Raw genomic sequence first — 24898 nt, forward strand, 5'->3', positions numbered from 1 at the left:
ACCTGGCTTCAGTGCCAGGCTGTCCCCAGTAACGCCAGCCATCCACGCGCATCCGCCTGGTTCACAGGCCTGGGCGCGCCATAGCCGCGGCATTCCAGGCAGTCGGCGCGCACGCCCGCACCGCTCACCAGCCCGCGCACATCGGCGACGGCCTGCAGCGCCCAGCGCTGTTGCAGCTTTGCTTCGCGGCCGATCAGGTCGCGCGGGGCGCCGGCATCATCCTTCTCGCGATCGGCGATCGACTGGATGAACTCGGCGAACTTGTCCGGCTGCTTCTCGATCCAGTAGGGCTTGGCCTTGGCCGGATCGATCTTGGCGCGGCGCGCCGCTTCGGCAATCGCGTCGTTGAGGTCGCCGAACCGGTCGACCAGGCCGATCTGGCGGGCGGTGCCGCCGTCCCAGACGCGGCCCTGGGCGATGGTGTCGATCTGCGCCGGCGTCTTGTGCCGGGCCTGCGCAACCAGGCCGACGAAGCGGCGATAGATATCCTCGACCCCCATCTGCATGATCTGGTCGAATTGCGGGGTGGTGCCGCCGGCGATGTCGGGCTGGCCCGACAAAGGCGTGGTGCGCACGCCGTCGGTGGTGATGCCCATCTTGGCCAGCGTGCCCTCGAAGCTCGGGATGATGCCGAACACGCCGATCGATCCGGTGATGGTATCGGGTTCGGCAAAGACGATGTCGGCCGGGGTCGAGACCCAATAGCCGCCGCTTGCCGCGACATTGCCCATCGACACGACGATCGGCAGGCCGCCGGACTTGGCCTCCATGATGGCACGGCGGATCTTCTCCGACGCCTGCACCGATCCGCCCGGCGAATCGACGCGCACGACCAGGGCCTTCAAGTCCTTCTCGTCCAGTGCCTTGAGCAGCAGGTCGGAAATCGTGTCGCCCGCCGCGGTGCCGGGGCCGGCCTCGCCATCGACAATGTCGCCGGCCACGGTCAGCACGCCGATCTGCCCGTCATTGGCGGGCTTCCTGGCCTTCACATAGGCGGCATAGTCGATCGCGGCATAATCGGTCTCGTCCTTGTCGGACGGATCGCCCGCTACCTTGGCGACGCGCTCTTCAAAGGCTTCCTGATCGCCCAGATGATCGACCAGCCCGGCGGTCAACGCAGCCTTGGCCATGTCGCCGCCGGCAGCACTGGCGGCGGCGGCGGGATCGGCGGCATAGGCCGCGACCTTGGCCTTGGGCCGCGCCCTAGTCACGTCATCCTGCCAGTTCTGCCACAGCGCGCCGGCCAGTTCCTGATTGGCCTGCTTGGCCGCGGGCGACTGGTCGGCGCGGATATAGGGTTCGACGAAGCTCTTGTAGGTGCCGACGCGATAGACATGGGTGTTGACGCCCAGCTTGTCGATCAGCCCCTTGTAATAGAGGCCGGAGCCGCCGCGCCCGGCGATGGCGACGCCGCCCATAGGGTCGACCCAGGCTTCGCTGGCATGGGCGGCGAGCTGGTAACTGTCGTCGCTATAGAGGGTGGCAAAGGCGAAGACCGGCTTCTTGGCGGCCCGCACCGCGTCCAGCGCCTTGCCGACGCGGGCGATGGCGACCTGGCCGCCGCCGGTGAAATCGTCGAGGTCGAGCACGACCGCCTTCACCTTGTCGTCGGTGCGGGCGGCGTCGAGCGCGGTCAATATGTCGGACAGGCGATATTCCTTCGCCTGGTCGCCCGAGCCCGACAGGATGGCGGTGGCGCTGACCTCGGCCGGTTGTTCGACGATGCTGCCGTCAAGGTCGAGCAGCAGCGCGCCGCTGCCGATCGGCTTGGCCGGCTTGGGCGAGAAGGACAGGGCGGCATAGAGCAGCCCGAAGAAGAGCAGGAGGAACAGGAGCACCAGTCCGTCCTTGATCGCGACCAGGATGCGCCACGCGCCCTTCACAAATGCCAAATCGCCGTTCCTTTTCCGTTGGTCGTCCCGAGCTATCGCATCGCCGGTTTGACTGCAATGTGGGCTTGTCCTGACCCGCGACAAGCTTGCGCCCATAATTTTGCCCGCTATGGCAGGCGCATCTTTCGCCCCTATCGTGCAGGAGACACGCCCGATGCCCACGCTCGTCCTCATCCGCCATGGTCAGTCGACCTGGAACCTGGAAAACCGCTTCACCGGCTGGTGGGATGTCGACGTAACCGAAAAGGGCGTGGAAGAGGCACGCGCCGCCGGTCGCCTGCTCAAGGAAAAGGGGCTGGATTTCGACCAATGCTATACCTCGGTCCAGAGCCGCGCGATCAAGACGTTGAACCTGGTGCTGGAGGAAATGGGGCGGCTGTGGCTGCCGGTCGAGAAGGACTGGCGCCTGAATGAACGCCATTATGGCGGCCTGACCGGCCTCAACAAGGCCGAGACCGCGGCCAAGCATGGCGATGCGCAGGTGAAGATTTGGCGCCGCAGCTTCGACGTTCCGCCGCCGGTACTGGAAGCCGGCAGCGAGTTCGACCTGTCGAAGGACCGCCGCTATGACGGCATCGCCATCCCGTCGACCGAAAGCCTGAAGGACACGATCGCCCGCGTGCTGCCCTATTGGGAATCGGTCATCGCGCCCGACCTGAAGGCTGGCAAGCGCGTCGTCATCTCCGCCCATGGCAATTCGCTGCGCGCGCTGGTTAAGCATCTGTCGAACATCCCCGATGACGAGATCACCGAACTGGAAATCCCGACCGGCCAGCCGATCGTCTATGAACTGGCCGACGATCTGACCGCGACCGATCGCTATTATCTGTCGGAACGCTGATCCTCCCCGGCACGGGGAGGGGGACCGCGCCGCGCAGCGGCGTGGTGGAGGGGCACGCGCCCTTTTGCGCTCCTCTTCTTCCCTTGTGTCAGGCGGCACCTGCCCCTCCGTCAGGCCTTTGGCCTGCCACCTCCCCTGAAGGGGAGGAATAGCATTGCCCCTTGGCGGCCCGGCCGCTAAGGGGCTTTGCTTTCCGGGCAGGCCGGTGGGCCGCCCCATCAGGGGAAGCAAATTATGAGCGGGGCAGTGGAAGTCGGCATCATCATGGGCTCGCGCTCCGACTGGGAGACGATGCGTCATGCCGCCGAGACGCTGGAAGCGCTGGGCGTCGCCCATGAGTGCAAGGTCGTGTCCGCCCATCGCACCCCGCAGCGTCTCTATGATTATGCCACCAGCGCCGCCGGCCGCGGCCTCAAGGTCATCATCGCCGGTGCCGGCGGGGCCGCCCATCTGCCCGGCATGGCCGCATCGATGACCCGCCTGCCGGTGCTGGGCGTGCCGGTGGAATCCAAGGCGTTGAAGGGCATGGATTCGCTGCTGTCCATCGTCCAGATGCCCGGCGGCATCCCGGTCGGCACGCTGGCGATCGGCAAGCCCGGCGCGATCAATGCCGGCCTGCTCGCCGCGTCGATCCTGGCGACACATGACGATGCGCTGGCTGAGCGACTGGACGCCTGGCGCGCGCGCCAGACCGACGCCGTCGCCGAAACCGTCGAGGACTGATCCCGATCATGACGACCATTGCCCCCGGCGCCACCATCGGCATCCTTGGCGGCGGCCAGCTCGGCCGGATGATCGCCATGGCCGCGGCCCAGCTTGGCTATCGCACCCATATCTACGCGCCCGAGGAAAGCGGCCCGGCCGCCGATGTCTCGCCGAGCTGGACCCAGGGCGCCTATGAGGATGCCGCCGCGCTCGCCGCCTTTGCCGAGGGCGTGGACGTCGTCACCTATGAGTTCGAGAATATCGATCCGTTGGCGGTCGAGGTGCTGGCGAGCCATGGGCTGGTCCGTCCCGGCGCCGGTGCGCTGCGCGTCGCGCAGGATCGTCTGGCTGAAAAGCGCTTCGTCGCCGATCTGGGCGGCCTGACCGCGCCGTTCGCGCCGGTCGACAGCCTGGACGATCTGGAAAGTGCGATCGAGACGATCGGCAGCCGCGCGATCCTCAAGACCAACCGCATGGGCTATGACGGCAAGGGTCAGGCCCGGATCAACGAACCGGGCGACGCGGTCGGCGCCTGGAATGCGATCGGCCGCCAGCCCGCGATCCTCGAAGGCTTCGTGACCTTCGATCAGGAATATTCGGTGATCCTGGTGCGTGGTGCCGACGGCGCGGTGCGCTTCTGGGATTCAGCCGCCAACGTCCATGTCGACGGCATCCTCGCCACCTCGACCGTGCCGGCCGGATCGCTGATCGAGGGGCAGTTGCCCGCCGCCCGTGCGCTCGCCAAGCAGGTCGCCGATGCGCTCGACTATGTCGGCGTGCTGACGCTGGAATTCTTCGCCAGCGCCGACGGCCCGGTGTTCAACGAAATGGCGCCGCGCGTCCATAATAGCGGCCACTGGACGACTGAGGGTGCGCTCACCAGCCAGTTCGAGAACCATGTCCGCGCGATCTGTGGCCTGCCGCTCGGCGATACGGGCCTGGCCGCCCGGCAGGTCGAGATGCGCAACCTGATCGGTGACGATGCGGCGGAATGGCTGGCGATCCTGTCCGATCCGGAAAATCACCTCCACCTCTATGGCAAGCATGAGGCGCGTCCGGGCCGCAAGATGGGGCATGTGACGCGGCTCAGCCTGTGAGGGCCGCTTGCTTTCTTTTCGCCGTCATCCCCGCGAAGGCGGGGATCCATCTCCTGAGCCATGTTCATTCGCAAGCTTGCGAGGTGGATTCCCGCCTTCGCGGGAATGACGGGAGTGTTGACGGATGAGTCGACCCGACATCGTCCTGATCCTGGCCCGCGCCGACAATGGGGTGATCGGCCGGGATGGCGACCTGCCCTGGCGGCTGCCGGCCGACCTCAGGCATTTCAAGGGGCTGACCGCCGGCCATCCGATGCTGATGGGGCGCAAGACGTTCGACAGCCTGCCGGGCCTGCTGCCCGGCCGTCGCCATATAGTGCTGACCCGCGACCGGGACTGGGCGGGCGAGGGGGCGGAGGTCGCCCATGATGTCGACGCCGCGATCGCGCTGGCCGACGCACCGGTGCTGATGGTGATCGGCGGCGCGGAAATCTATCGCCTGTTCCTCGACCGGGCCGACCGGATCGAACTGACCGAGGTGCATGTTGACGCCGAAGGCGACACCCATATCGCCTATCCCGATCCGGCGGACTGGCGCGAGACAGCCCGCGCGGATCATCCCGCGCTGGACGGGCGCCCGGCCTACAGCTTCGTGACGTTCGGGCGGAAGCCATAAACTTTCCTTCCGTTCGCCCTGAGCGAAGTCGAAGGGGCCCGTCGAGCGCAGCGAGACGCCCCCCCTCCAGTTAAGTTTGGCGTTGAGGTGCACTTCGCTCCGCTCAGTGCAAGGCTTCGACTTCGCTCAGCCCGAACGGGAGGTGGTGATCGCCAATTGCCACGCCCTGTGTGTCACCCTATAGCCCCGGCCATGGAGCGGCTTACCAGCAATGCCCCGATCCCTGCGCATCTGCGCGGCGGCGTCATGGCGCTTGGCAATTTCGACGGCTTTCATGCCGGCCATCAGGCGGTGGTCGGCCGCGCGATCGCGCGTGCGCGGGCGGAGGGGCGGCCGGCGATCGTCGCCACTTTCGATCCGCATCCCATGCGCCTGTTCCAGCCCGATACACCACCCTTCCGCCTGACCACGCTGGACCAGCGCCAGGCGCTGTTCGCCGCCGCCGGGGCCGACGCGATGCTGGTGTTCGACTTCACTCGCGAACTCGCCGCGCTCGACCCGGCCGGCTATGTCCGGTTGCTGATGGAGCAACTGGGCGTCGCTGCCGTCGTTACTGGCGAGGATTTCACCTTTGGCAAGGGCCGCAGCGGCACGATCGCCAGCTTCGCCGAACTGGGCCTGCCGGCCGAAGCGGTCGCGCCGGTCACGGACGCGGAAGGGGTGATCAGCTCCAGCCGCATCCGCGCCGCATTGCAGGCCGGTGATTGCGGCACCGCCACCCGCCTGCTGACGCGCCCCTTTGCGATCCAGGGTGTGGTGCAGCATGGCGACAAGCTGGGCCGCACCATCGGCTTCCCGACCGCCAATATCGACCTTGGCCCCTATCTGCGCCCGGCCTTCGGCATTTATGCAGTGCGCGGGCTGCTGGCCGATGGCCGGGTGCTGGACGGCGCCGCAAATCTTGGCATCCGCCCGACCTTCGATCCGCCCAAGCTGCTGCTGGAGCCGCATTTCTTCGATTTCGCCGAAAGCCTCTACGATCAGAGCATCGAAGTGCAGCTGATCCACTATCTCCGGTCGGAAGCGAAATATGACGGCCTCGACCCGCTGATCGCGCAGATCGCACGCGACTGCGACGACGCACGGCAAATCCTTGCGGGAACGCCTTACCTCGCGTAGGGCGACGCTTCCACTTTTCCCGTTCGTGTCGAGCGAAGTCGAGACACGCGGCCGAGCGGAGCCGAGGCCCGGTTAGAGCCCTCGCTTCCCTCGGGCCGGCCCTTCGACTTCGCTCAGGGCGAACGGATTCATAAACTTGCACGGACATTCGATGACCGACCAGCCCGATTACAAATCCACCGTCTTCCTTCCCGTCACCGACTTTCCGATGAAGGCCGGCCTCGCGCAGAAGGAACCGGCGATTGCCGCGCGCTGGGCGGCGATGGACCTGTACGGCAAGCTGCGCGAGAAGCGCGCCGGCCGCGAACGCTTCATCCTGCATGATGGCCCGCCCTACGCCAATGGCGACATCCATATGGGCCATGCGATGAACAAGGTGCTGAAGGACATCATCGTCCGCAGCCAGTCGCTGCTCGGCAAGGACGCGCCCTATGTGCCCGGCTGGGACTGTCACGGCCTGCCGATCGAATGGAAGATCGAGGAGGAATATCGCAAGAAGAAGCTGAACAAGGACGAGGTGCCCGCGTCCGAGTTCCGCGCCCAGTGCCGCGCCTATGCCGACAAATGGGTGGATGTGCAGAAGGAGCAGTTCAAGCGCCTGGGCGTGATGGGCGACTGGGCCGATCCCTATCTGACCATGAAGTTCGATGCGGAAGCGACGATCGTCGGCGAATTGCTGAAGTTCGCCGAAAGCGGCCAGCTCTATCGCGGCGCCAAGCCCGTCATGTGGTCCCCGGTCGAAAAGACTGCGCTGGCCGAGGCGGAAGTGGAATATGAGGATGTGACGTCGACCCAGATCGACGTGGCGTTCGAGATTGTCGAAGCGCCGAACGCGCCCGAACTGGTCGGCGCCCATGCGGTGATCTGGACCACCACGCCCTGGACGATCCCGGTGAACCAGGCTTTGGCCTATGGGCCGGAGGTGGAGTATGCGATCACCTCCTGTAAGGACCATGATGGAAAGCTGCTGGGCCGCTTCCTCATCGCAACCGAACTGGTTGCTGCATTCCAAGCGCGCGCTGATGCGGCAGTTCGCGGTGTCGAAAACCCAGAATTGTTTGGTGCATGGGCCATTGAAGGCTTTGTAAACGGCTCGCAGCTCGCCGGCGCCGTAGCCCGTCACCCGATGCACGCGCTTGGCGGCTTCTTTGACCGTCCCCGCCCGTTCCTTGCGGGCGATTTCGTCACGACCGATGCGGGCACCGGCCTTGTCCATATGGCGCCCGACCATGGCGAGGACGACTTTGCGCTCTGCAAGGCGAACGGCCTGAACCCGGTCTTCGCGGTCGAGGGTGACGGGAAGTATCGCGCCGACTGGCTGTGGCTGGGCGGGCAGGGCTCGGTCATCAACCCCAAATTCGTCGGCAAGGATGGGCCGATCTGCACCGATCTGCGCGAAGCGGGTGCGCTGCTCGCCGCGTCGGACGATTTCAAGCACAGCTATCCGCATAGCTGGCGTTCCAAGGCGAAGATCATCTTTCGCTGCACCCCGCAATGGTTCATCCCGATGGACAAGCCGCAGGAAGGCGTGGTGGCCGATGTCGATGGCGGCGTGATGCCGACGCCGATCGTTACCGGCAACGGCCCGACCCTGCGCGAGATCGCGCTCGACGCGATCGAGCATACGCGCTGGGTGCCCGAGCGTTCGACCAACCGTATCCGCTCGATGGTGGAAGGCCGCCCCGACTGGGTGATCAGCCGCCAGCGCGCCTGGGGCGTGCCGATCGCGCTCTATGTTCATCGCAAGACTGGCGATTATCTCGTTGATAAGTCGGTCAATGCACGCATCATCGAGGCGTTCAAGGACGCCGGTGCGGATGCCTGGTTCGGCGCCGATCATCAGGCGCTGCTCGGCCCCGATTATGACCTCAATGACTATGAGGTCGTGAACGACATTCTCGACGTCTGGTTCGACAGCGGATCGACCCACAGTTTCGTGGTCGAGGGCCGTTATGGCGAGGGCACCCGCGCCGACCTCTATATCGAAGGGTCGGACCAGCATCGCGGCTGGTTCCAGTCCTCGCTGCTGGAAAGCTGCGGCACCCGCGGCCAGGCCCCCTACAAGGCGGTGCTGACCCATGGCTTCGCGCTCGACGGATCGGGCAAGAAAATGTCCAAGTCGCTGGGCAACGTCGTCGATCCGCTCAAGATCATGGCCGAAAGCGGCGCCGACATCCTGCGCGTCTGGGTCGCCAGCACCGACTATTTCGATGACGTCCGCATCGGCAAGGAAGTGCTGGCCGGTTCGTCCGACGCCTATCGCAAGCTGCGCAACACCTTTCGCTACATGCTCGGCGCCCTGTCCGACTATGATGAGAGCGAGGCGGTGTCCTACGCCGAGATGCCGGAGCTGGAGCGCTACATGCTCCATCGCCTGGCCCAGCTCGACGCGGAACTGCGCGCGGTGGTCGACAAGGCGGCGAAGAGCGAGAATTGGCTGGAATTCAGCCGCTATACCCGCGCCATCTTCGACTTTGCGAACAGCGACCTGTCGGCCTTCTTCTTCGACATCCGCAAGGACTGCCTCTATTGCGATGCGAAGTCGGATCCCAAGCGTCGCGCCTATCGCACCTTGCTCGACACGTTGTTCCATGCGCTGGTCCGTTATGTCGCGCCGATCATCCCCTTCACCGCTGAGGAAGTATGGCAGAGCCGCTTCCCAAGTGACGAGGATAGCGTTCATTTCCTGGAATGGCCGGAAGTCGACCATCGCTGGATCGACAATCATCTGAACGACAAATGGGCCGAGCTGCGCGACCAGCGCGAGCAGGTCAACGAGGCGATCGAACCCTTCCGCCGTGAAAAGGTGATCCGCTCCAGCCTGGAGGCCGATGTCACCATGGGCGAAATGCTGCCCAGCGACGGTGTGAACTTCGCCGAAATCGCCATCGTCGCCCGGATCGAGATGGGCGTGGGCGACGGCATCATCGTCAAGCCCAGCGAGTGGCACAAATGCGGCCGCTGCTGGCGCCTGCTGCCCGAGGTCGAGGAAGATGGCACGCTGTGCCACCGCTGTGACGAGGTGTTGAAGGCATGAGCGCCATAAACCATCGCCCGCTGGGGCTGACGGTCGCGATCGTCACCCTCGCGCTCGACCAGTTGGTCAAATATACCGTAACCTATCCGCTCGCGCTGAAGAGCCGGGCGGATGCGGGAATCGAGATATTGCCCTTCTTCCGCCTGCGTTGGCTGGAGAATCCCGGCGTCTCGATGGGCTTCTTCCATGCCGACAATGACACGACGCGCTGGATGCTGGTCGGCATGACCATGTTGATCGCCGGCTTCGTGGGCGTGTGGATGTGGCGCGAAAAGGCGCGGTCCGACGTCGCGGCGCTCGGCCTGGTGCTGGGTGGCGCGATCGGCAATATCGTCGACCGGATGCGTCTGGGCTATGTCGTCGACTATGCCGACCTGCATTTCGGCGAATGGCGGCCCTTCCTGATTTTCAACCTGGCCGACGCGGCCATCACGTTCGGCGTGCTGATCCTGCTTGCGCGGGCGCTGCTGCTGCGCGAGAAGGGCGCAAAGACGGAGACCCTGAAGTAATGCGTAAACTGATCCTCGCCGCCGGCCTTGTTGCAACCCTGTCGGCGTGCGGCGGCGGTGGTAACGGCCTGCTCAATCGTGGCCGTCCCGACGAGTTCGCTGTGACGCGCCAGGCGCCGCTGGTCGTGCCGCCCGATTTCGCGCTGGTCCCGCCCGCGCCGGGCACCCCGGCTGCAGCCACGGTCGATTCGAGCCGCGCCGCGCAGGAAGCGCTGTTCGGCGGTCCGGCCCCGCGCAGCGCATCGGAAAGCGCGGCGCTGAACTCGGCCGGCCGTGGCACCGCCGCTGCCGGTATCCGCTCGCAGGCGGGTGATCCGGGCACCGAAGTGGTCGACAAGGGCGCGACCACCCGCGACATCATCGCTGCGCCGGAAGGCGACGGCCAGGACGCCCGCGCCGCCACCGGCACGCAGACGACCCCGCCGCAGCAATAATCTAGGGGGAGGGGGGCGTCTGATCGTCCCCTTCCACGAGGGCCTTGAGCCGGGCGAGCGTGCCATCCCATTGCGCGCCGACCCGGCCGAGCCAGTCCTGCGCCGCCGCAACCGCCTCCCGGCGTAGCGCGAAATGCACTTCCCGCCCTTGCTTGCGCCTGCGCACCAGCCCGGCGCCGTGCAGTACATCCAGATGCTTGGCCACCGCCTGACGGCTGATCGGCAGGCCTTCGCCCAGTTGCACGATCGACCGGCCATTGCCGTCGCCCAGCCGCGCGATGAGGCTGAGGCGCGTGGGATCACCCAGGGCGGCGAAAATCTCAGCCGGTGACATGGTCGCGGATATTCTTCACCTGTTCCGCCCAGCCGCCGTCATTGTCGCGCATGACATTGGTCCGGCGCGGTTCGGGCACCGCATCGAACCCGCTTTCGGTGACGGTCAGGCGGGTGCCGCCGTCGATTGGCTCCAGCACGAATTCCACCAGCGTCCATTCGGGCACCCGCACGCCGCTCTCCATCAGCGCCTTGTCGCCGCCGGTCGCAGGCCATTCATAGGCAAAACGGGTCATCGGCTCGATCGCCACGACCCGCGCCTGCCAGCGATACGCCTCATAGCCCGGATAGGTCATATGCCCGGTCGAGGGCTGGCCGATGGCAAAGGGCTGGTCCAGCGCGACGCGGAACCAGGTGCCGAATTGCACATGGTCGGTCAGGGCGTCCCATACCCGCTCCACTGGTGCGGCGATCTCGATCGTCTTGATGATGCTGCCGGTCATGATAGGCAACCTCCTGATTGCCTATATGCGCCTCAAGACGGGGATGTGCAACTATATGGTTGCTCTATAACGGCCCGCCGGCGTAGCGGATCGAGGCCCGGCCGGTCGCCCGCACGGGCAGATACAAGCCCTGACCATGGGCGCTGATCTGGCCGATTTCCGTGCTGTCCAAATGGGTGCGGATACGGAAATGTGGGGTTTTGCGCTCGCCGATGGCGCGCCTGATCTTGCCCTTCAACTCCTCCAGATCATGGGTGAAATTCTGGCTGAGGGCGTCGGCGATGACGGCGGAAAAGGCGGGGCTTCCCGCCAGCGCGATCAGGATGTCGCCGCCGATCCCGTCGCTGGTGCCGGTCACCTGCAGATCCTCGAAATGGACCAGCGCAGAATTGGGCTGGTTGACGGGGCGGGCGGTCAGCCAGACGGTGCCATGGGTATCGCCGAGCTTGCTGTCCGCCGGCCGCGCCGCGAGCGTGACGCCCACTGCGATACGGTTGCCCGTAGTGCCATAGGCGACCAGCTTGTCGAACCGCGCGATGATCGAGCCCAGCTTGGGCAGTTCGAACGGACGCGCGGCGCGCTTGTGCAGGGCGCGCAGGATGACCGGCTCCAGCTGCGCATAATCGGCCCGCACCGGCAGGAAGAAATGCAGCGCGTCATTGATCGGCGCACGCGCGGGCGGTGGCAGTCCGGTTGGCTGCGGATCGACCGGCCGGTCGCCGACCACGGTTTCGGTCAGCGCCTCTATTCCCAGTCGGAAGCGCAGTTGCGCGCCGCTGTTGCCATAGCCGTCGAACAGGAAGCGTTGCGGCGTGATGCGCATCCACACCGGCGGATCATGGTCGTTGAGCGAAAGGCTGGTGAAGGCCGCGCGCCATAGGCGCTCGATCTTGCTGCGCAGGTCGAGCTTGGCCAGTTCGCGCGGCAATTGTCGTTCGAGGTCGCGCAGGACCGGCGCGATCTTGCGGTCGACCTTGTCGGCGAAGGTGATGCGCTGGCCGAGGAAATCGATGCCGGGCGTCTGCGTCCAGTCATAGCTGAGCTTCAGCGTGCCGTGAGGGCGCCACTGGTCATCGATGCCGAGCTGAATCCGGGCATGGGCCATGGCGTCGCCGGTGGCCGTCTCGCCCTTCAGCAATCCGGCAATGTCGCGCGCGCTGACCTGCGCATGGATCGGGATGTCGGCGATCAGATCGCGCCCATTGCCGCGCAGGCGGATCGGCCCGCGCGTGACCGCGCCGATGATATGGCAGTCGATCGGCGGCGTCACCCTGATCTGCTTGCCGAGCAATTTGACCCGCCTGGGCTGGACGCAGCGCGTGCCTGGCCGGTCGATGCGCCAGAGTTGGCGCGGCATGGCCCGCTCGATCGCCTGGGCAATCAGGGCGCGGTCGATTTCCACCGGGACACTGATGATGGAAGATGCGCTGGTCGCCGGCACGGGATCATTGGCGCGCGGCGGCGGTTCTACCACCTGTTTCTGCGAACAGGCGGCGAGCAGCGGCAGGAGCAGCAGCCAGCGATGATGTCGACCCGCCAATGTACTGCCCAACCGCCTTCTCCCGGACATGGTCCAGCGGAAGGCAGGCTAGGGCAGTTGGGGGAGGAGGTCCAGCGCGGACCTTCAGGCCCGCGCTTCCTCCACGCCGGCGCTGTTGTGGCGCAACGCCGTCAGCACCGTGTCGACGATCGCATCGGCATCCAGCCGCGCGTCGGCATATTGCTGTTCGGGCTTGTCCTGATCCTGGAAGATGTCGGGCAGGCGCATGGTGCGGATCTTGAGGCCATTGTCGGTCAGGCCAAGGTCGCTCGCCAGGGTGAGGACATGGGCGCCAAGGCCGCCGATCGAGCCTTCCTCGATCGTCACCGCCACCTCATGGGTGGTCAGCATCCGGCGGATCAGCGCCTCGTCCAGCGGCTTGGCGAAGCGGAGATCGACGACGGATGCCGACAGGCCCTTGGCCTCCAGCGTGTCGGCGGCCTTCATCGCTTCCTCCAGTCGCGTTCCGAGCGACAGGATCGCAACCTGGCGCCCTTCGCGCACGACGCGGCCCTTGCCGATCTCCAGCGCTTCGGGAACCTCCGGCATGGCGACGCCGGTGCCGTTGCCGCGCGGATAGCGGACCGCGATCGGCCCGCTGTCGTGCATGGCGCAGGTATGGACCATGTGCGTCAGTTCCGCCTCGTCGGCCGCGGCCATCACGACGAAATTGGGCAGGCTGGCGAGATAGGTGACGTCGAAGCTGCCGGCATGGGTGGAGCCGTCGGCGCCGACCAGACCGGCGCGGTCGATGGCGAAGCGCACGGGCAGGTTCTGGATCGCGACATCATGCACCACCTGGTCATAGGCGCGCTGCAGGAAGGTCGAATAGATGGCGCAGAAAGGCCGCATGCCCTCCGCCGCGAGGCCCGCCGCGAAGGTCACGGCATGCTGTTCGGCGATGCCGACGTCGAAGATGCGGTCGGGGAAGGCCAGCTCGAACTTGTCGAGCCCCGTGCCCGACGGCATGGCGGCGGTTATCGCACACACGCGCGGATCGCGCTCGGCCTCGGCGATCAGCGCCTGAGCGAAGACATTGGTGTAGCTGGGCGGCCCCGGAGGGGCCTTCGCCTGGGTGCCGGTGATGACGTCGAACTTCTGCACGCCATGATATTTGTCGGCGGCCGCTTCGGCCGGGCCATAGCCCTTGCCCTTCTGGGTCACGACATGGATCAGGCACGGTCCTTCGGCCGCATCGCGGACATTCTCCAGCACCGGGATCAGATGTTCGAGATTATGGCCGTCGATCGGGCCGACATAATAGAAGCCCAGTTCCTCGAACAGAGTGCCGCCGGTCGCCATGCCGCGGGCAAACTCGTCGGTCTTCTTGGCCGCCTTGTGCAGCGGGCGGGGCAGCTTGCGCGCCAGCTTCTTGGCCATGTCGCGCAGGCCCAGAAACTCGCGGCTCGACACGAGCCGGGCGAGATAGGCGGACAGGCCACCGACCGGGGGCGCGATCGACATGTCATTGTCGTTGAGGATGACGACCAGACGGTTGCCGGCCTCGCGCGCATTGTTCATCGCCTCATAGGCCATGCCGGCCGACATGGCGCCGTCGCCGATTACGGCGATGCCCTTGCCGGGCTTGTCCTGCATCTTGTTGGCGACGGCAAAGCCGAGCGCTGCGCTGATCGAGGTAGAGCTGTGCGCCGCGCCGAACGGGTCATATTCGGATTCGGCGCGCTTGGTGAAGCCGCTGAGGCCACCGCCCTGGCGCAGGGTGCGAATGCGATCGCGCCGGCCGGTCAATATCTTGTGCGGATAGCATTGATGGCCCACGTCCCAGACCAGCTTGTCGTTGGGCGTGTCGAACACATAATGGATGGCGGTGGTCAGTTCCACGACACCCAGGCCCGACCCCAGATGGCCCCCGGTCACGCCGACGGCGGCGATGGTTTCGGCGCGCAGTTCATCGGCCAGCTGGCGGAGCTGGTCGGGCTGCAGCTTGCGCAGGTCGGCGGGGATCTTGACGGTGTCGAGCAACGGCGTGGACGGATTGGACATGGGGAACTGCCTACTCGCTTTCCTGCGCCAAGTCGAACCCTGACGTCATGTAGGGGGGCGCCAAATCTTCAATCAGGGAAACGGCGCGGGTGAAACGACTGTCCCAATCCCCGCCGACCGAAGCCCAGTTAACGCCGCTGTTGATCAACACGTTCCGGCTGATATCGGCAAATCGCGCCCGCACCGGATCGTCGCCATAGATACGCGTGCCATCATCGATCCAGGCGACATCGGGTTCCAGCAGCAGATAGAGGTCGGCCTTCGGGTAGGCGAGCAGCGCGTCGGGCGCATGGCCGATCATCATCTCGGCCCAGGCCGCCGTCATCAGCGCGTCGGTGTCAGCGAACAGGCGACGGTTGGCCAGTCGCTGGCCGGCGGTGATCGTCGCGGACTGGGCCGCGCCGATCAGCAGCAGGTCGGCCTCGTCCATATCGACACTGTGAACTTCGGCCTGAGCGCGGCCATATTCGGGCACCCAGATCGTGTCGAAATGCCGGGCGAGCCGTTCGGCCAGCACCGACTTGCCGGTGCTTTCGACGCCATGCAGTACGATCGTCCGGGTGAAATGCGCGCGGATCGGCGGCGCGATCCAGCGCCAATGGCTCCAGGGATCGGCACGCACGGCGCTGGCGGACAGACCGCCCAGTCCGTCCTGGTCCGCGCCCAGGATCCGGGCACCCAGCGGCACGAAGCGGCCGCCGACCTCTTGCGCCAGCCGCAGGCCATAGGCTTCGCCCGCGAATAGCAGGTCGATCGGCTCGGGATGGGCCTGGGCCACGATGGCCCGCCAGATCGGCCAGAAGTCGGCGGAGTCTTCAGGCGCCTGCGGCACGACCGCATCATGGCCGATGACCCGGCAGCCCGGCGCCAGTTCGCGCATCCACTGCAGCCGCAGTGGACCAGGGATCGGATCGCCCGGCAACCAGCAGACCAGGATGGTGAGTTCGTCCACCATCGGCCGCGCACTGTCGATCAGCATCTGATGGCCGGCATGGGGCGGCATGAACTTGCCGAGCAGGAAGCCGCGGGTCATGTCGGCGCCCGGTCCATCGTGCGGCGCCAGGCGATCAGGCCCCATAGCGCGATGAAGAAGAAGATGGCGTAGAGGATCGACGTCGCGATCAGGCCGCGGCTCCAGAACAGGCCGGTGGCGAGGGCATCGACCGCCACCCACAGCACCCAGCTTTCGACCTTGCGCTGCGACTGCAATATCTGTGCGGCGACGCTCATGCCGGCGATCATGGCGTCGGCGAAGGGCGCGGCGGCATCGGTGAAGCGGGCCATGCCCATGCCCCAGGCCAGGCTGGCGAGCGCCGTGCCCGCGATCCAGGCGAGGCGGGCCGGAACGCTAAGGCGCGCCACCGCTATGCCGCCGTCGGCGACCTTCTCGCTATGCACCCAGTTCCACCAGCCATAGGCATTGATCACCAGGAAGAAGATCTGCAGCAGCGCATCGCTGTAGAGCTTCGCCTCGAAGAAGACGAAGAAATAGAGCGCGACCATGGCGATGCCGAACGGATAGTTCCACAGCGAACGGCGCGCCACCAGCACGACATTGACCAGGCCGAGCGCCGCTGCGACCCATTCGATGATGGTCATGAACCGCCCGTCAGTGGCAGGCGCTGCAGGTGCCGCGCACTTCGATCACCGGACGCACCGGCGCAAAGCCGGCCTTTTCCGCCACCGACCGCAGCGATCCGGTGATGGGATCATTGTCGATATGCGTCACCTGGCCGCAATTGTCGCAGACCAGGAAGATGCAGTCATGATGGCAACCGGGATGCGCGTTGGCGATATAGGCGTTCGCGCTTTCCACCCGCATCGCGATATTGTTCGCCACGAACAGGTCGAGGATGCGGTAGACGCTGTTGGGCGCAACCCGCTTGCCGCGCGCTTTCGACACGGTGTCGGCGATATCATAGGCCGATGCCGGCTTTTCTTCGGCCGCCAGCGCGTCGAAGATGGCGGCGCGCATCGGCGTCCACTGCTCATCCTTCGCCTCCAGCGTGGCCTGCGCCGCGTCGGCCAGCTTCTTGCCGGTGGGTTCCTGATGATGATGGTGCGAATGATCTGCCATGGCGATTATCTAGGCGTGTCCAACTGCGGCGGCAAGTGGCTGGCTCAGCCGCGCTGCCAATAGGCAAAAGCCGCCCAAAGCCAGCCGCCGATCATCATTGCGCCGCCGATCGGTGTCACCGCGCCCAGCCAGCGCGGGCAGCCCAGCGCCATGGCATAGAGGCTGACTGCAAAGATCGCCGCGCCGATCAGTAGCAACAGGGCGCCGCCGCGCGTGATGCCCATGATCGTCAGGACCGCGACGGCATGGATCAGCTGATAGAGTCCGCCGGTGCGCAGCCACTCCGCCGCCTGCGGGCTGGCGGCGCCATGGGCGCCAAAGGCACCGGCAGCAATGGCGAGCGCTGCCGACAGGGCGGCCAGAATGGCGATCATGCTTCTTCTCCATCTCCGCGCGCGCGCAGGCGCATGCCCCGGCCGGGGCGGTACATCAGGTCCTTGGCCGCCAGCAGATTGCCATGCTCGATCTGCAGGGCGAGGCGCTGGCCGTCATTCTCGCGATATTGACGCTCGACTTCCTCGACCTCTTCCGGCGGCACGCCCAGCGTCTGCATCGCCTGCACGCCCATGCAGATGGCCGATTCGAATACTTCCCGCACCACGCCGGCCAGTTCGATATCCTGCATCGCCAGGATCTGGCGACGATCGAACACGCGCGCCATCAGCGCGGCCTGGGGGAAGGCTTCGGCAATGGGCTGCAGCACACGGCCATCCAGCGAAGGATCGTCGATGCAGAAGGCGATCAGCCGGGCTTCGTCGGCACCGGCGCGGCGGAGCAGGTCGATCCGCGTGCCATCGCCATAATAGACCTTCATGTCGAAGCGGCTCGACACCTCGATCTGGGCGGGCTTCTTGTCGATCAGCACGACGCCGAAGCCATGGCCCATCAGCATCTGCGCCACGGTCTGGCCGAACCGGCCATAGCCCACGATGATAGCGCTGCCGCGCGGCGCATCCTCCGGCCCCGGCAGGTCGTCGCGATCCTTGGGCTGAGCGAATTCGAAGCGGCGGGCAAACAGCATCAGGAAGGGCGTGGTCGCCATCGAGAAGGTGACGATCGCGCTGAACAGGCTCGCCGCCTGCGGTGCGATCAGATAGGCATTCTGCGCCTGGGCGAAGAGGACGAAGCCGAATTCACCGCCTTGGGAGAGTAGCAGGCCGGCGCTCAGCGCCTGTTGCCAGGCCATGCCGAACAGCCGGGCGAGCAGGGCGATGATCGCGGTCTTGGCGGCCACCAGCATCGCCGCCATGCCGATGACGAACAGGGGATTGGCGGCGACGGCGCGCAGGTCCAGCACCATGCCGACGGCCAGGAAGAAGAGGCCGAGCAGGATGGAGCGGAACGGCTCGACGTCGGATTCGATCTCGTGGCGATAGGGCGAGTCGGCCAGCATCACGCCCGCGACGAAGGCGCCAAGCGCGGTCGAGAGATGCAGGCTGTGCATCACAGATGCGGCGGCCAGCACGGTGAACAGGCCGACTGCAACGAACAGTTCGCGCTCGCCCTGCCGACCGACCAGATTGAGCAACGGTCGCAGGATGAAGCGGCCGGCCAGCACCAGCCCGGCGATCGCGGCGACGGTATAGCCGGCCAGCACCCATCCGGGCGGACCGCCGGCATCTGCCGGATTGCGGGACAGGGCGGCGACGATGGTGATCAGCGGGACGATCGAGAGATCCTGGAACAGCAGGATCGAGAAGACCTTCTCACCGAAGGGCGAGTTGATGCGGCCGCTGCTCTTGAGGCTGGGCAGCACCTGCGCGGTTGAGGAGAGGGCGAGCGGCAGGCCAAGCGCGATCGCGGCGCCCCAGGTGAAGCCGGTCGAGTAGAAGATGATCGCGATGAGGGCGAGGCCGCACAGCACGACCTGCGCCAGGCCAAGCGCGAAGATGTCGCGCTTCAGTCGCCACAGGCGCGCGGGATGGAGTTCGAGCCCGACGAGAAAGAGCAGCAGGACGATGCCGATTTCGGCAATGGCGAGCTTCGATTCCGCGCCGCCGACCAGACCAAGCCCCTGCGGGCCGACGAGGGCGCCGGCGACCAGATAGCCCAGCACCGCACCCAGGCCGAAGCGGCGGAACAGCAGGACGAAGGCCACGGCGACGCCGAGCAGGATCACGCCCTCGGACAGGAGGACGTCGGTGGCTGACATGGCGGTTTCGGCGACCGGCATCAGGCGTCCGCCATCCGTGCGGCTTCGGCGATCGCCTCGAAACCCAGCCGGATCGAGGGATGGCGCGCGGGATAGCCGCGGGCCGGCGCCAGCACCGCCAGGCCGGGCCAGAAATCCAGATCCTCGCTCTTGCCCGACAGATAGGCGGCCAGCTTGTCGCGCGCTTCGGCCAGTTCGTCAGCAGTGAGGCCGATCGCCTGCGCCGCCATCAGCGCGGCGGAGGCCTGGCCCAGGGCGCAGGCCTTCACGTCCAGGCCCATTTCGGCGAGCCTGCCGTCGGCCATGCGGACATCGGCGGTGATGCGCGAGCCGCAGGTCGGTGACCGCTTCTCCACGCTGGCCTGCGGATCGGCCAGCCGCTGGTGGTGCGGGATGCTCGCGGCGAGGCGAAGAATGTCGTTATTGTAGAGGGATGCGCTCATTGTCCCTCCATGTAGGACAGTTATGCCTGCGGGAGAAGGCGGCAAAATGGCCTAGGGTCAATCGACATTCAGCCCTGACGGCCTGCAAATGGCGGCCTTCCGCACTTCCGGTGCTCACGTACTTTAAGTACGCTGCGCTCCGGATTACGGAAAACCACCATTTTCGTCACATCATCATCTGAATGTCGATCGCCCCTAGGGGCCGCGATAGCGCAGCGCGTCGACCAATATGCTGAACGCAGCGGCGGGCTGGCGGCGGCTGGGGTAATAGAGATGATAGCCGGCAAAGGGCGGGCACCAGTCCTCCAGCACCGGGATCAGCCGGCCTTCGTCGATGTCGGCGCGCACCTGATCCTCCATCACGAAGGCGAGGCCGAAGCCAGCGAGGGCGGCGCGGCGGATCATCTCGATGCTGTTGAAGGCCAGTTGCCCCTCCACCCGCACCCGGATTTCATGGCCGTCCTTTTCCAGTTCCCAGGCGTAAAGGCCGCCGGCGCTGCGCAGGCGCAGATTGATGCAGTCATGCGCGGCCAGATCCTGCGGCGTGCGCGGCACCGGGCGGCTGGCGAAATAGGCGGGTGCGCCGACCACGATCATGCGCAGGTCCGGGCCGATGCGCACGGCGACCATATCCTTGGCGATCGCCTCGCCCAGCCGCACGCCGGCATCGAACCGCTCCTTGACGATGTCGACAAAGCCGGAATCGATGCTCAATTCGACATGGATGTCGGGATAGCGCGGCAACAGCCGTTGCAATGCTGGCCAGACGACCGTGTTGCTGGCATGTTCGGCGGCGGTGATACGGATGGTGCCGGCCGGCCGTTCGCGCAGGTCGCCGAGCGAGGCGAGTTCGGTCGCGATGCTGTCGAGCGCCGGGCGCAGCGTGGCGGACAGGCGATCGCCCGCCTCGGTCAGGGAGACGCTGCGGGTGGTGCGGGTGAGCAGGCGGACGCCCAGGCGGGTTTCCAGCCGCCTGATGGTATGGCTGAGCGCGGACTGCGACGTGCCAAGCAGCGCGGCCGCTCGGGTGAAATTGCCGGTGTCGGCGACCATCAGGAAGGCGTTGAGGTCGACCAGCTCTTCGCGCCGCATTCATGAACTCCAGATATAAAGTCTTGCCGCTTTTATGATCTAATCCGCCGCTTGGCGACAGCCTATCTTCCGTTCGGACATCAAATCGGAGTGACCGCTATGGAAAAGCGACTTTTGGGCAAGGGCGGGCTGGAGGTTTCGGCCATTGGCCTTGGCTGTATGGGCCTCAACTTCGGCTATGGCACCGCCGTCAGCCAGGATGACGGGATCAGATTGATCCGTGCGGCTGTCGACTTCGGTGTCACCTTCTTCGACACTGCGGAGGTCTATGGCCCCTATACCAACGAGGAAATGGTCGGCGCCGCGCTCGCGCCGGTGCGCGACCAGGTGGTGATCGCCACCAAGTTCGGCTTCGACATCGGCGCCGGCCTTGGCGAGCTCAACAGCCGGCCGGACAATATCCGCGCGGTGGCGGACGCCTCGCTCAAGCGACTGGGTGTCGAGGTGATCGATCTTTTCTACCAGCATCGCGTCGATCCGGCCGTGCCGATCGAGGATGTGGCGGGTGCGGTCAAGGATCTGATCGCCGAGGGCAAGGTCAGGCATTTCGGCCTGTCCGAGCCGTCAGCTGCAACGGTCCGCCGCGCCCATGCGGTGCAGTCGGTCGCCGCACTCCAGAATGAATATTCGCTCTGGACCCGTGGCCCGGAAACCAACGGCATCCTTGAAACCTGCGAGGAACTGGGCATCGGCTTCGTGCCCTACAGCCCGCTCGGCAAGGGCTTCCTGACCGGTGCGATCGGCAAGGATACGGCGCTGGTCGAAGGCGATTTCCGCAACAGCCTGCCGCGCTTTGCCGCCGAGGCGCGGGAGAAGAACCTGGCGCTGGTCGATCTGCTCAAGGGCATCGCGGCCGAGAAGGGGGTGACCCCGGCGCAGATCGCGATCGCCTGGCTGCTGGCGCAGAAGCCCTGGATCGTGCCGATCCCCGGCACCACCAAGCTGCACCGGCTGGAGGAAAATCTGGGCGCGGCCAAGGTCGAACTGAGTGATGCCGACCTGACCCGTATTCGGGAGGCGGCAGATGCCATCCCGGTCGAGGGCGAGCGCTACCCGCCGCATCTGCTCGAAATCGTCGGGCGCTAACTACGGATGGGCCGGGGTGTTTCCCTGGCCCATTGCACGTTGGTGCCTGTCCGCCTATCGCCGCCGCGAACGGCCGGAACGAAAGGACAGCGCGGCGATGCACATTTTGGTCGATGCCGACGCCTGCCCGGTGAAGGAGGAAATCTACAAGGTTGCCTTCCGCCATGGCGTGCCGGTCACCATCGTCAGCAACAGCCCGATCCGCATTCCGGCGCACGAACTGATCGATCGGGTGGTGGTGAGCGACGGGTTCGACGCCGCCGACGACTGGATCGCCGAACGCGCCGGTGCCGATACGCTCTGCATCACCGCCGACATTCTGCTTGCCGACCGCTGCCTCAAGGCCGGGGCGGGGGTGATCGCGCCCAATGGCAAGCCCTTCACCAGCGCCTCGATCGGTAGCGCCATCGCGGTGCGGGCGATCATGGCAGACCTGCGTGCCGGCGCCGTGGGCGATCCAATCGGCGGGCCGCCGCCTTTCTCCAAGACGGATCGTTCGCGCTTCCTGTCCGCGCTGGACGAGGCCATCGTGCGGAAGAAGCGGGGGCGGTGATGGGCGATTATGACGCGATAATCCTGGGCGCGGGCGCCGCCGGCATGATGTGCGCCGCGACCGCCGGCCAGCGCGGCCGCCGGGTGTTGCTGACCGACCATGCCGATGCGCCGGGCAAGAAGATCCTGATCTCCGGCGGCGGCCGCTGCAATTTCACCAACATCCATACCGCTGCCGATCGCTATCTGTCGGCCAATCCCCATTTCGCCAAATCGGCGCTGGGCCGTTACACGCCGCAGGATTTCCTGACCCTGATCGGCCGTTATGGCATCGCCTGGCATGAAAAGACGCTGGGACAGCTTTTCTGCGATGGATCGGCGACACAGATCGTCGCCATGCTGGCAGAGGAGTGCGCGGCCGGCGGCGTGACCATGGCGCTGGGCCAGCCGGTGACGGATATCAGCCATGGCGATGGCCTGTTTCGCGTCAAGCTGGGCGATCGCATCCTGTCGGCTCCGTCTTTGGTACTGGCGACTGGCGGCCCCTCCATCCCGAAATTGGGCGCTACCGGCTTCGCCTATGAGATCGCGCGCCAGTTCGATCTCAAGGTGGTGCAGCCCCGGCCGGCGCTGGTGCCCTTCACCCTGGGGCCGGACGACGCGCTGTTCCAGTCGCTGTCGGGCGTCTCGGCGGAGGTGGAGGTGCGCTGGAACAAGACCCGGTTCCGCGAGGCGGCGCTCTTCACCCATCGCGGCCTCTCCGGCCCGGCGATGCTGCAGATTTCCTCCTATTGGGAACATCGCACGCCGATCCACGTCAATTTCCTGCCCGACCTCGGCGTGGACTGGTTGCTGGACGAGAAACGCAATCGCCCGCGCACCGGCTTGCGGCGCGTGCTGGTCGAGCGCTTCCCCGAGCGCATGGCCGATGCCCTGCTCGAACGGATCGGCGCCCAGGGCGACCTTGGCAATCTGCCCGACAAGACCCTGCGCCAGATCGGCGAGCGGCTGGCGGGCTGGTCCTTCATACCGTCCGGCACCGAAGGCTATGCCAAGGCGGAGGTCACGGTCGGCGGCATCGCCACCGCAGGCCTGTCGTCGCGGACGATGGAAGCGGCCAAGGTGCCGGGCCTCTACGCCATTGGCGAGGCGGTTGACGTTACCGGCTGGCTTGGCGGCTATAATTTCCAATGGGCCTGGGCCAGTGGCTGGGCGGCCGGGCAGGCGCTCTAGGCGCGCCCCACCGTCTGCGCCTGCGCGGCTGCGATGCTGGCCTGAAGATGCTGGCGGCGGAAGGGCTTGGAAAGGCGCGGAATATCCGGTGCGATCAGGTCGACGCCTTCATAGCCCGATATGATGAGCAACGCGATCTCGGGATGGTCGACGCGCAACCGCAGCGCCAGTTCGGCGCCGGTCATGCCGGGCATGATATGGTCGGTGACGACAATGTCGGGCCGGAAATCGGCGGCGATCATGCTGAGCCCCAGTTCGGCATTGTCGATGTCGACCACGTCATAGCCTAGGTCGGTCAGCATTTCCCGCGTGCCATGGCGGACCAAGGCATTGTCGTCGATCAGCAGCACCTTGCCTTGCGTTGCTGTGATCTCGCCGCCATCGCCATCCGCCACAACGGCCACCGGCTTCTGCTTCTCGATCGGCAACCAGAGCTGGATTTCCGTGCCCTGGCCCACTTCGCTGACGATTTCGAGCGCACCGCCCAACTGGCCGGCCAGGCCATGCGCCATCGACAGGCCAAGCCCGGTGCCATGACCGACCGGCTTGGTCGTGAAGAAGGGCTCGGTTGCGGACGCCTTGACTGCCGGGGTCATGCCAATGCCGGTGTCGGTGATACGCAAGCAGACAAATTGGCCGGGGATCAGTGGCACGGGGAGGCGGCTCTTGCACCGTTCGGCGGAAATGATGACCTGGCCGCCGTTCGGCATGGCGTCGCGCGCGTTGACCACCAGGTTGAGGATGGCCAGTTCCAGCTGATGTCGATCGGCGCGTACCGGCGGCACATCCGGCGCGGCGTCGACATGGAGAATGATCTGCGGGCCGACCGTGCTGACCAGCAAGGTCTGCATATTCTCCAGCGTCTCGGAAAGATTGACCGATGTCGGTTGCAACGGTTGGCGACGGCCAAAGGCGAGCAGCCGCTTGACCAGCGTCTGCGCGGTTTCCGCCGCCTGCATCGCGATATTGGCGGTACGGGCGACCGCTTCGGGGGATCGACCGCCGGCGATGATCTGGTCCAGCCCGCCGATGATCGGCGTCAGCAGATTGTTGAAGTCGTGCGCGACATGCCCGGTCAACTGGCCCAGCACGTCCATCTTCTGGATTTGCCGTAGCTTGTCCTGCGCGCTTTCCAGTTCGCTCGTGCGTTCGCGCACGCGCTGGTCCAGATGATCGTTCAGGGATTCGAGTGCGCTGAAGAGCCGGCCATTTTCGAGTGCGGTGGACGCGGCCCGCGCCAGCGCTTCGAGCAGCGAAATCTCGTTGTCGGTCGGCATCGCCGGCTCGGACCAATAGGCGCCCACGGCGGCGATCGGGTCGACCCGGCCGATCGGCACCATGATCATGCTGCGGACGAAGGTCTGGCTATAGGCGTCCACCGGCACCCGGACATCGTCGAATATGTCGGCGATGACCGCAGTTTCCTGGTTCAGCATCGCCCAGCCGGACACACAGGTTTCCGCCGGGAAGCGTTGCCCGGCCCATAAAGGTGCCTTGGCGTCCTCGGCGATATAATGGCATTTGTCGCCGTCGCGCAGCACGACCGCGATACCGTCTGCGCCGACGGCGCGGCGGGCGAAGGCGCGCAGGACGGCGACCACCGCATCCAGGGACCGCGCGCCGGCCAGGGCTTCCATGGCCTCGGCCGCTATGGTCCAGCGGGCGGCGAGCGCCTTCTGCGTCGAATGGTCTTCCCGGCCATATGCTCCATTCATCGTGTGACCTCTGAAGTGGAAGGGAATCGCACTATATC

General features: G+C 66.0%; 24 protein-coding genes. 11 read left to right on the top strand and 13 right to left on the bottom strand.

Annotated features, from left to right (window positions below; genetic code table 11):
* Nucleotides 1-8: 8 nt before the first annotated feature.
* A complete protein-coding gene (sppA, locus tag VHN57_RS06380) occupies nt 9-1892 on the bottom strand; it encodes a signal peptide peptidase SppA (RefSeq protein ID WP_278985523.1) in 1884 nt (627 codons plus the stop codon).
* Nucleotides 1893-2046: 154 nt separating this feature from the next.
* On the opposite strand from sppA, the gene gpmA reads away from it, so the two are divergent.
* The 8 genes from gpmA (at nt 2047) to VHN57_RS06420 (ending at nt 10250) form a co-directional block, all read left to right on the top strand.
* Nucleotides 2047-2733 carry a 2,3-diphosphoglycerate-dependent phosphoglycerate mutase gene (gene gpmA / locus VHN57_RS06385; RefSeq protein WP_017499252.1) on the top strand — a complete coding sequence of 229 codons (687 nt, stop codon included), beginning with the start codon at nt 2047-2049 and terminating at the stop codon, nt 2731-2733.
* A 234-nt stretch (nt 2734-2967) separates the two neighbouring features.
* Nucleotides 2968-3456 (top strand): 5-(carboxyamino)imidazole ribonucleotide mutase, encoded by a 489-nt coding sequence (gene purE / locus VHN57_RS06390; protein ID WP_026108770.1) that lies wholly within the window; start codon nt 2968-2970, stop codon nt 3454-3456.
* A gap of 8 nt (nt 3457-3464) precedes the next feature.
* Nucleotides 3465-4535, top strand: coding sequence for a 5-(carboxyamino)imidazole ribonucleotide synthase (locus VHN57_RS06395; RefSeq protein ID WP_423283176.1), 1071 nt, complete (start codon nt 3465-3467; stop codon nt 4533-4535).
* Between the two features lie 124 nt (nt 4536-4659).
* Nucleotides 4660-5151 (top strand): dihydrofolate reductase, encoded by a 492-nt coding sequence (locus VHN57_RS06400; RefSeq protein WP_278985521.1) that lies wholly within the window; start codon nt 4660-4662, stop codon nt 5149-5151.
* A 192-nt stretch (nt 5152-5343) separates the two neighbouring features.
* Nucleotides 5344-6270, top strand: coding sequence for a bifunctional riboflavin kinase/FAD synthetase (locus VHN57_RS06405; protein WP_278985520.1), 927 nt, complete (start codon nt 5344-5346; stop codon nt 6268-6270).
* A gap of 151 nt (nt 6271-6421) precedes the next feature.
* Complete coding sequence (gene ileS / locus VHN57_RS06410) at nt 6422-9307, top strand: isoleucine--tRNA ligase (RefSeq protein WP_423283179.1); 2886 nt, start codon at nt 6422-6424, stop codon at nt 9305-9307.
* Nucleotides 9304-9816 carry a signal peptidase II gene (gene lspA, locus VHN57_RS06415; protein WP_037522434.1) on the top strand — a complete coding sequence of 171 codons (513 nt, stop codon included), beginning with the start codon at nt 9304-9306 and terminating at the stop codon, nt 9814-9816. The genes ileS and lspA overlap by 4 nt, the downstream gene beginning before the upstream one ends.
* Entirely contained in the window at nt 9816-10250 is a 435-nt protein-coding gene (locus VHN57_RS06420; protein ID WP_004212371.1) for a DUF3035 domain-containing protein, read from the top strand. Before lspA ends, VHN57_RS06420 begins: the two co-directional genes overlap by 1 nt.
* Before the next feature lies 1 nt (nt 10251).
* Here VHN57_RS06420 and VHN57_RS06425 read toward each other — a convergent pair whose 3' ends face one another.
* From VHN57_RS06425 to VHN57_RS06475, 11 genes are all read right to left on the bottom strand, one after another.
* Nucleotides 10252-10584, bottom strand: coding sequence for an ArsR/SmtB family transcription factor (locus tag VHN57_RS06425; RefSeq protein ID WP_048936587.1), 333 nt, complete (start codon nt 10582-10584; stop codon nt 10252-10254).
* A complete protein-coding gene (locus tag VHN57_RS06430; RefSeq protein WP_423283182.1) occupies nt 10571-11026 on the bottom strand; it encodes an SRPBCC family protein in 456 nt (151 codons plus the stop codon). The genes VHN57_RS06425 and VHN57_RS06430 overlap by 14 nt, the downstream gene beginning before the upstream one ends.
* A 64-nt stretch (nt 11027-11090) precedes the next feature.
* A complete protein-coding gene (locus VHN57_RS06435; RefSeq protein WP_423283184.1) occupies nt 11091-12566 on the bottom strand; it encodes a DUF4403 family protein in 1476 nt (491 codons plus the stop codon).
* Nucleotides 12567-12650: 84 nt separating this feature from the next.
* Complete coding sequence (gene dxs, locus VHN57_RS06440) at nt 12651-14570, bottom strand: 1-deoxy-D-xylulose-5-phosphate synthase (RefSeq protein ID WP_423283186.1); 1920 nt, start codon at nt 14568-14570, stop codon at nt 12651-12653.
* A 10-nt stretch (nt 14571-14580) separates the two neighbouring features.
* The gene (locus tag VHN57_RS06445; protein WP_278986868.1) at nt 14581-15603 is read right to left on the bottom strand and encodes an AAA family ATPase; all 1023 of its coding nucleotides are present in this window, start codon (nt 15601-15603) and stop codon (nt 14581-14583) included.
* Nucleotides 15600-16169, bottom strand: coding sequence for a nicotinamide riboside transporter PnuC (gene pnuC / locus VHN57_RS06450; RefSeq protein ID WP_278986870.1), 570 nt, complete (start codon nt 16167-16169; stop codon nt 15600-15602). Before pnuC ends, VHN57_RS06445 begins: the two co-directional genes overlap by 4 nt.
* Nucleotides 16170-16179: 10 nt before the next feature.
* On the bottom strand, nt 16180-16647 hold the full coding sequence (locus VHN57_RS06455; RefSeq protein WP_004212378.1) for a Fur family transcriptional regulator: 468 nt from the start codon (nt 16645-16647) through the stop codon (nt 16180-16182).
* A gap of 44 nt (nt 16648-16691) precedes the next feature.
* Entirely contained in the window at nt 16692-17021 is a 330-nt protein-coding gene (locus tag VHN57_RS06460; RefSeq protein WP_037522418.1) for a DUF423 domain-containing protein, read from the bottom strand.
* The gene (locus VHN57_RS06465) at nt 17018-18820 is read right to left on the bottom strand and encodes a cation:proton antiporter domain-containing protein (RefSeq protein WP_004212381.1); all 1803 of its coding nucleotides are present in this window, start codon (nt 18818-18820) and stop codon (nt 17018-17020) included. Before VHN57_RS06465 ends, VHN57_RS06460 begins: the two co-directional genes overlap by 4 nt.
* The gene (locus VHN57_RS06470) at nt 18820-19242 is read right to left on the bottom strand and encodes an iron-sulfur cluster assembly scaffold protein (protein ID WP_278986872.1); all 423 of its coding nucleotides are present in this window, start codon (nt 19240-19242) and stop codon (nt 18820-18822) included. The genes VHN57_RS06465 and VHN57_RS06470 overlap by 1 nt, the downstream gene beginning before the upstream one ends.
* Before the next feature lie 195 nt (nt 19243-19437).
* Nucleotides 19438-20334: a LysR family transcriptional regulator gene (locus VHN57_RS06475; protein ID WP_004212385.1), complete on the bottom strand. Its 897-nt coding sequence runs from the start codon at nt 20332-20334 to the stop codon at nt 19438-19440.
* 99 nt (nt 20335-20433) lie between these two features.
* On the opposite strand from VHN57_RS06475, the gene VHN57_RS06480 reads away from it, so the two are divergent.
* From VHN57_RS06480 to VHN57_RS06490, 3 genes are all read left to right on the top strand, one after another.
* Entirely contained in the window at nt 20434-21420 is a 987-nt protein-coding gene (locus tag VHN57_RS06480; RefSeq protein ID WP_278986873.1) for an aldo/keto reductase, read from the top strand.
* Between the two features lie 97 nt (nt 21421-21517).
* A complete protein-coding gene (locus tag VHN57_RS06485) occupies nt 21518-21973 on the top strand; it encodes a YaiI/YqxD family protein (RefSeq protein ID WP_278986874.1) in 456 nt (151 codons plus the stop codon).
* The gene (locus tag VHN57_RS06490) at nt 21973-23145 is read left to right on the top strand and encodes a BaiN/RdsA family NAD(P)/FAD-dependent oxidoreductase (RefSeq protein ID WP_278986875.1); all 1173 of its coding nucleotides are present in this window, start codon (nt 21973-21975) and stop codon (nt 23143-23145) included. The genes VHN57_RS06485 and VHN57_RS06490 overlap by 1 nt, the downstream gene beginning before the upstream one ends.
* Here the strand turns inward: VHN57_RS06490 and VHN57_RS06495 are convergent.
* The gene (locus tag VHN57_RS06495; protein ID WP_423283192.1) at nt 23142-24860 is read right to left on the bottom strand and encodes an ATP-binding protein; all 1719 of its coding nucleotides are present in this window, start codon (nt 24858-24860) and stop codon (nt 23142-23144) included. The genes VHN57_RS06490 and VHN57_RS06495 overlap by 4 nt on opposite strands.
* Between the last annotated feature and the right edge of the window lie 38 nt (nt 24861-24898).

It is taken from the genome of Sphingobium salicis subsp. salicis (assembly GCF_049472635.1).
GTDB classification, from domain to species: Bacteria; Pseudomonadota; Alphaproteobacteria; order Sphingomonadales; family Sphingomonadaceae; genus Sphingobium; species Sphingobium yanoikuyae_A.

Excerpts from the sequence above, each read along its gene's own strand:
- gpmA (WP_017499252.1), top strand. The coding sequence starts at position 2,047 with ATGCCCACGCTCGTCCTCATCCGCCATGGTCAGTCGACCTGGAACCTG.
- VHN57_RS06485 (WP_278986874.1), top strand. The coding sequence starts at position 21,518 with ATGCACATTTTGGTCGATGCCGACGCCTGCCCGGTGAAGGAGGAAATC.
- VHN57_RS06430 (WP_423283182.1), bottom strand. The coding sequence starts at position 11,026 with ATGACCGGCAGCATCATCAAGACGATCGAGATCGCCGCACCAGTGGAG.
- VHN57_RS06420 (WP_004212371.1), top strand. The coding sequence starts at position 9,816 with ATGCGTAAACTGATCCTCGCCGCCGGCCTTGTTGCAACCCTGTCGGCG.
- VHN57_RS06425 (WP_048936587.1), bottom strand. The coding sequence starts at position 10,584 with ATGTCACCGGCTGAGATTTTCGCCGCCCTGGGTGATCCCACGCGCCTC.
- VHN57_RS06475 (WP_004212385.1), bottom strand. The coding sequence starts at position 20,334 with ATGCGGCGCGAAGAGCTGGTCGACCTCAACGCCTTCCTGATGGTCGCC.
- lspA (WP_037522434.1), top strand. The coding sequence starts at position 9,304 with ATGAGCGCCATAAACCATCGCCCGCTGGGGCTGACGGTCGCGATCGTC.
- VHN57_RS06405 (WP_278985520.1), top strand. The coding sequence starts at position 5,344 with ATGGAGCGGCTTACCAGCAATGCCCCGATCCCTGCGCATCTGCGCGGC.
- VHN57_RS06395 (WP_423283176.1), top strand. The coding sequence starts at position 3,465 with ATGACGACCATTGCCCCCGGCGCCACCATCGGCATCCTTGGCGGCGGC.
- dxs (WP_423283186.1), bottom strand. The coding sequence starts at position 14,570 with ATGTCCAATCCGTCCACGCCGTTGCTCGACACCGTCAAGATCCCCGCC.
- VHN57_RS06460 (WP_037522418.1), bottom strand. The coding sequence starts at position 17,021 with ATGATCGCCATTCTGGCCGCCCTGTCGGCAGCGCTCGCCATTGCTGCC.
- VHN57_RS06465 (WP_004212381.1), bottom strand. The coding sequence starts at position 18,820 with ATGCCGGTCGCCGAAACCGCCATGTCAGCCACCGACGTCCTCCTGTCC.
- VHN57_RS06490 (WP_278986875.1), top strand. The coding sequence starts at position 21,973 with ATGGGCGATTATGACGCGATAATCCTGGGCGCGGGCGCCGCCGGCATG.
- VHN57_RS06400 (WP_278985521.1), top strand. The coding sequence starts at position 4,660 with ATGAGTCGACCCGACATCGTCCTGATCCTGGCCCGCGCCGACAATGGG.
- VHN57_RS06495 (WP_423283192.1), bottom strand. The coding sequence starts at position 24,860 with ATGAATGGAGCATATGGCCGGGAAGACCATTCGACGCAGAAGGCGCTC.
- purE (WP_026108770.1), top strand. The coding sequence starts at position 2,968 with ATGAGCGGGGCAGTGGAAGTCGGCATCATCATGGGCTCGCGCTCCGAC.
- VHN57_RS06445 (WP_278986868.1), bottom strand. The coding sequence starts at position 15,603 with ATGACCCGCGGCTTCCTGCTCGGCAAGTTCATGCCGCCCCATGCCGGC.
- ileS (WP_423283179.1), top strand. The coding sequence starts at position 6,422 with ATGACCGACCAGCCCGATTACAAATCCACCGTCTTCCTTCCCGTCACC.
- pnuC (WP_278986870.1), bottom strand. The coding sequence starts at position 16,169 with ATGACCATCATCGAATGGGTCGCAGCGGCGCTCGGCCTGGTCAATGTC.
- VHN57_RS06470 (WP_278986872.1), bottom strand. The coding sequence starts at position 19,242 with ATGAGCGCATCCCTCTACAATAACGACATTCTTCGCCTCGCCGCGAGC.
- VHN57_RS06480 (WP_278986873.1), top strand. The coding sequence starts at position 20,434 with ATGGAAAAGCGACTTTTGGGCAAGGGCGGGCTGGAGGTTTCGGCCATT.
- VHN57_RS06455 (WP_004212378.1), bottom strand. The coding sequence starts at position 16,647 with ATGGCAGATCATTCGCACCATCATCATCAGGAACCCACCGGCAAGAAG.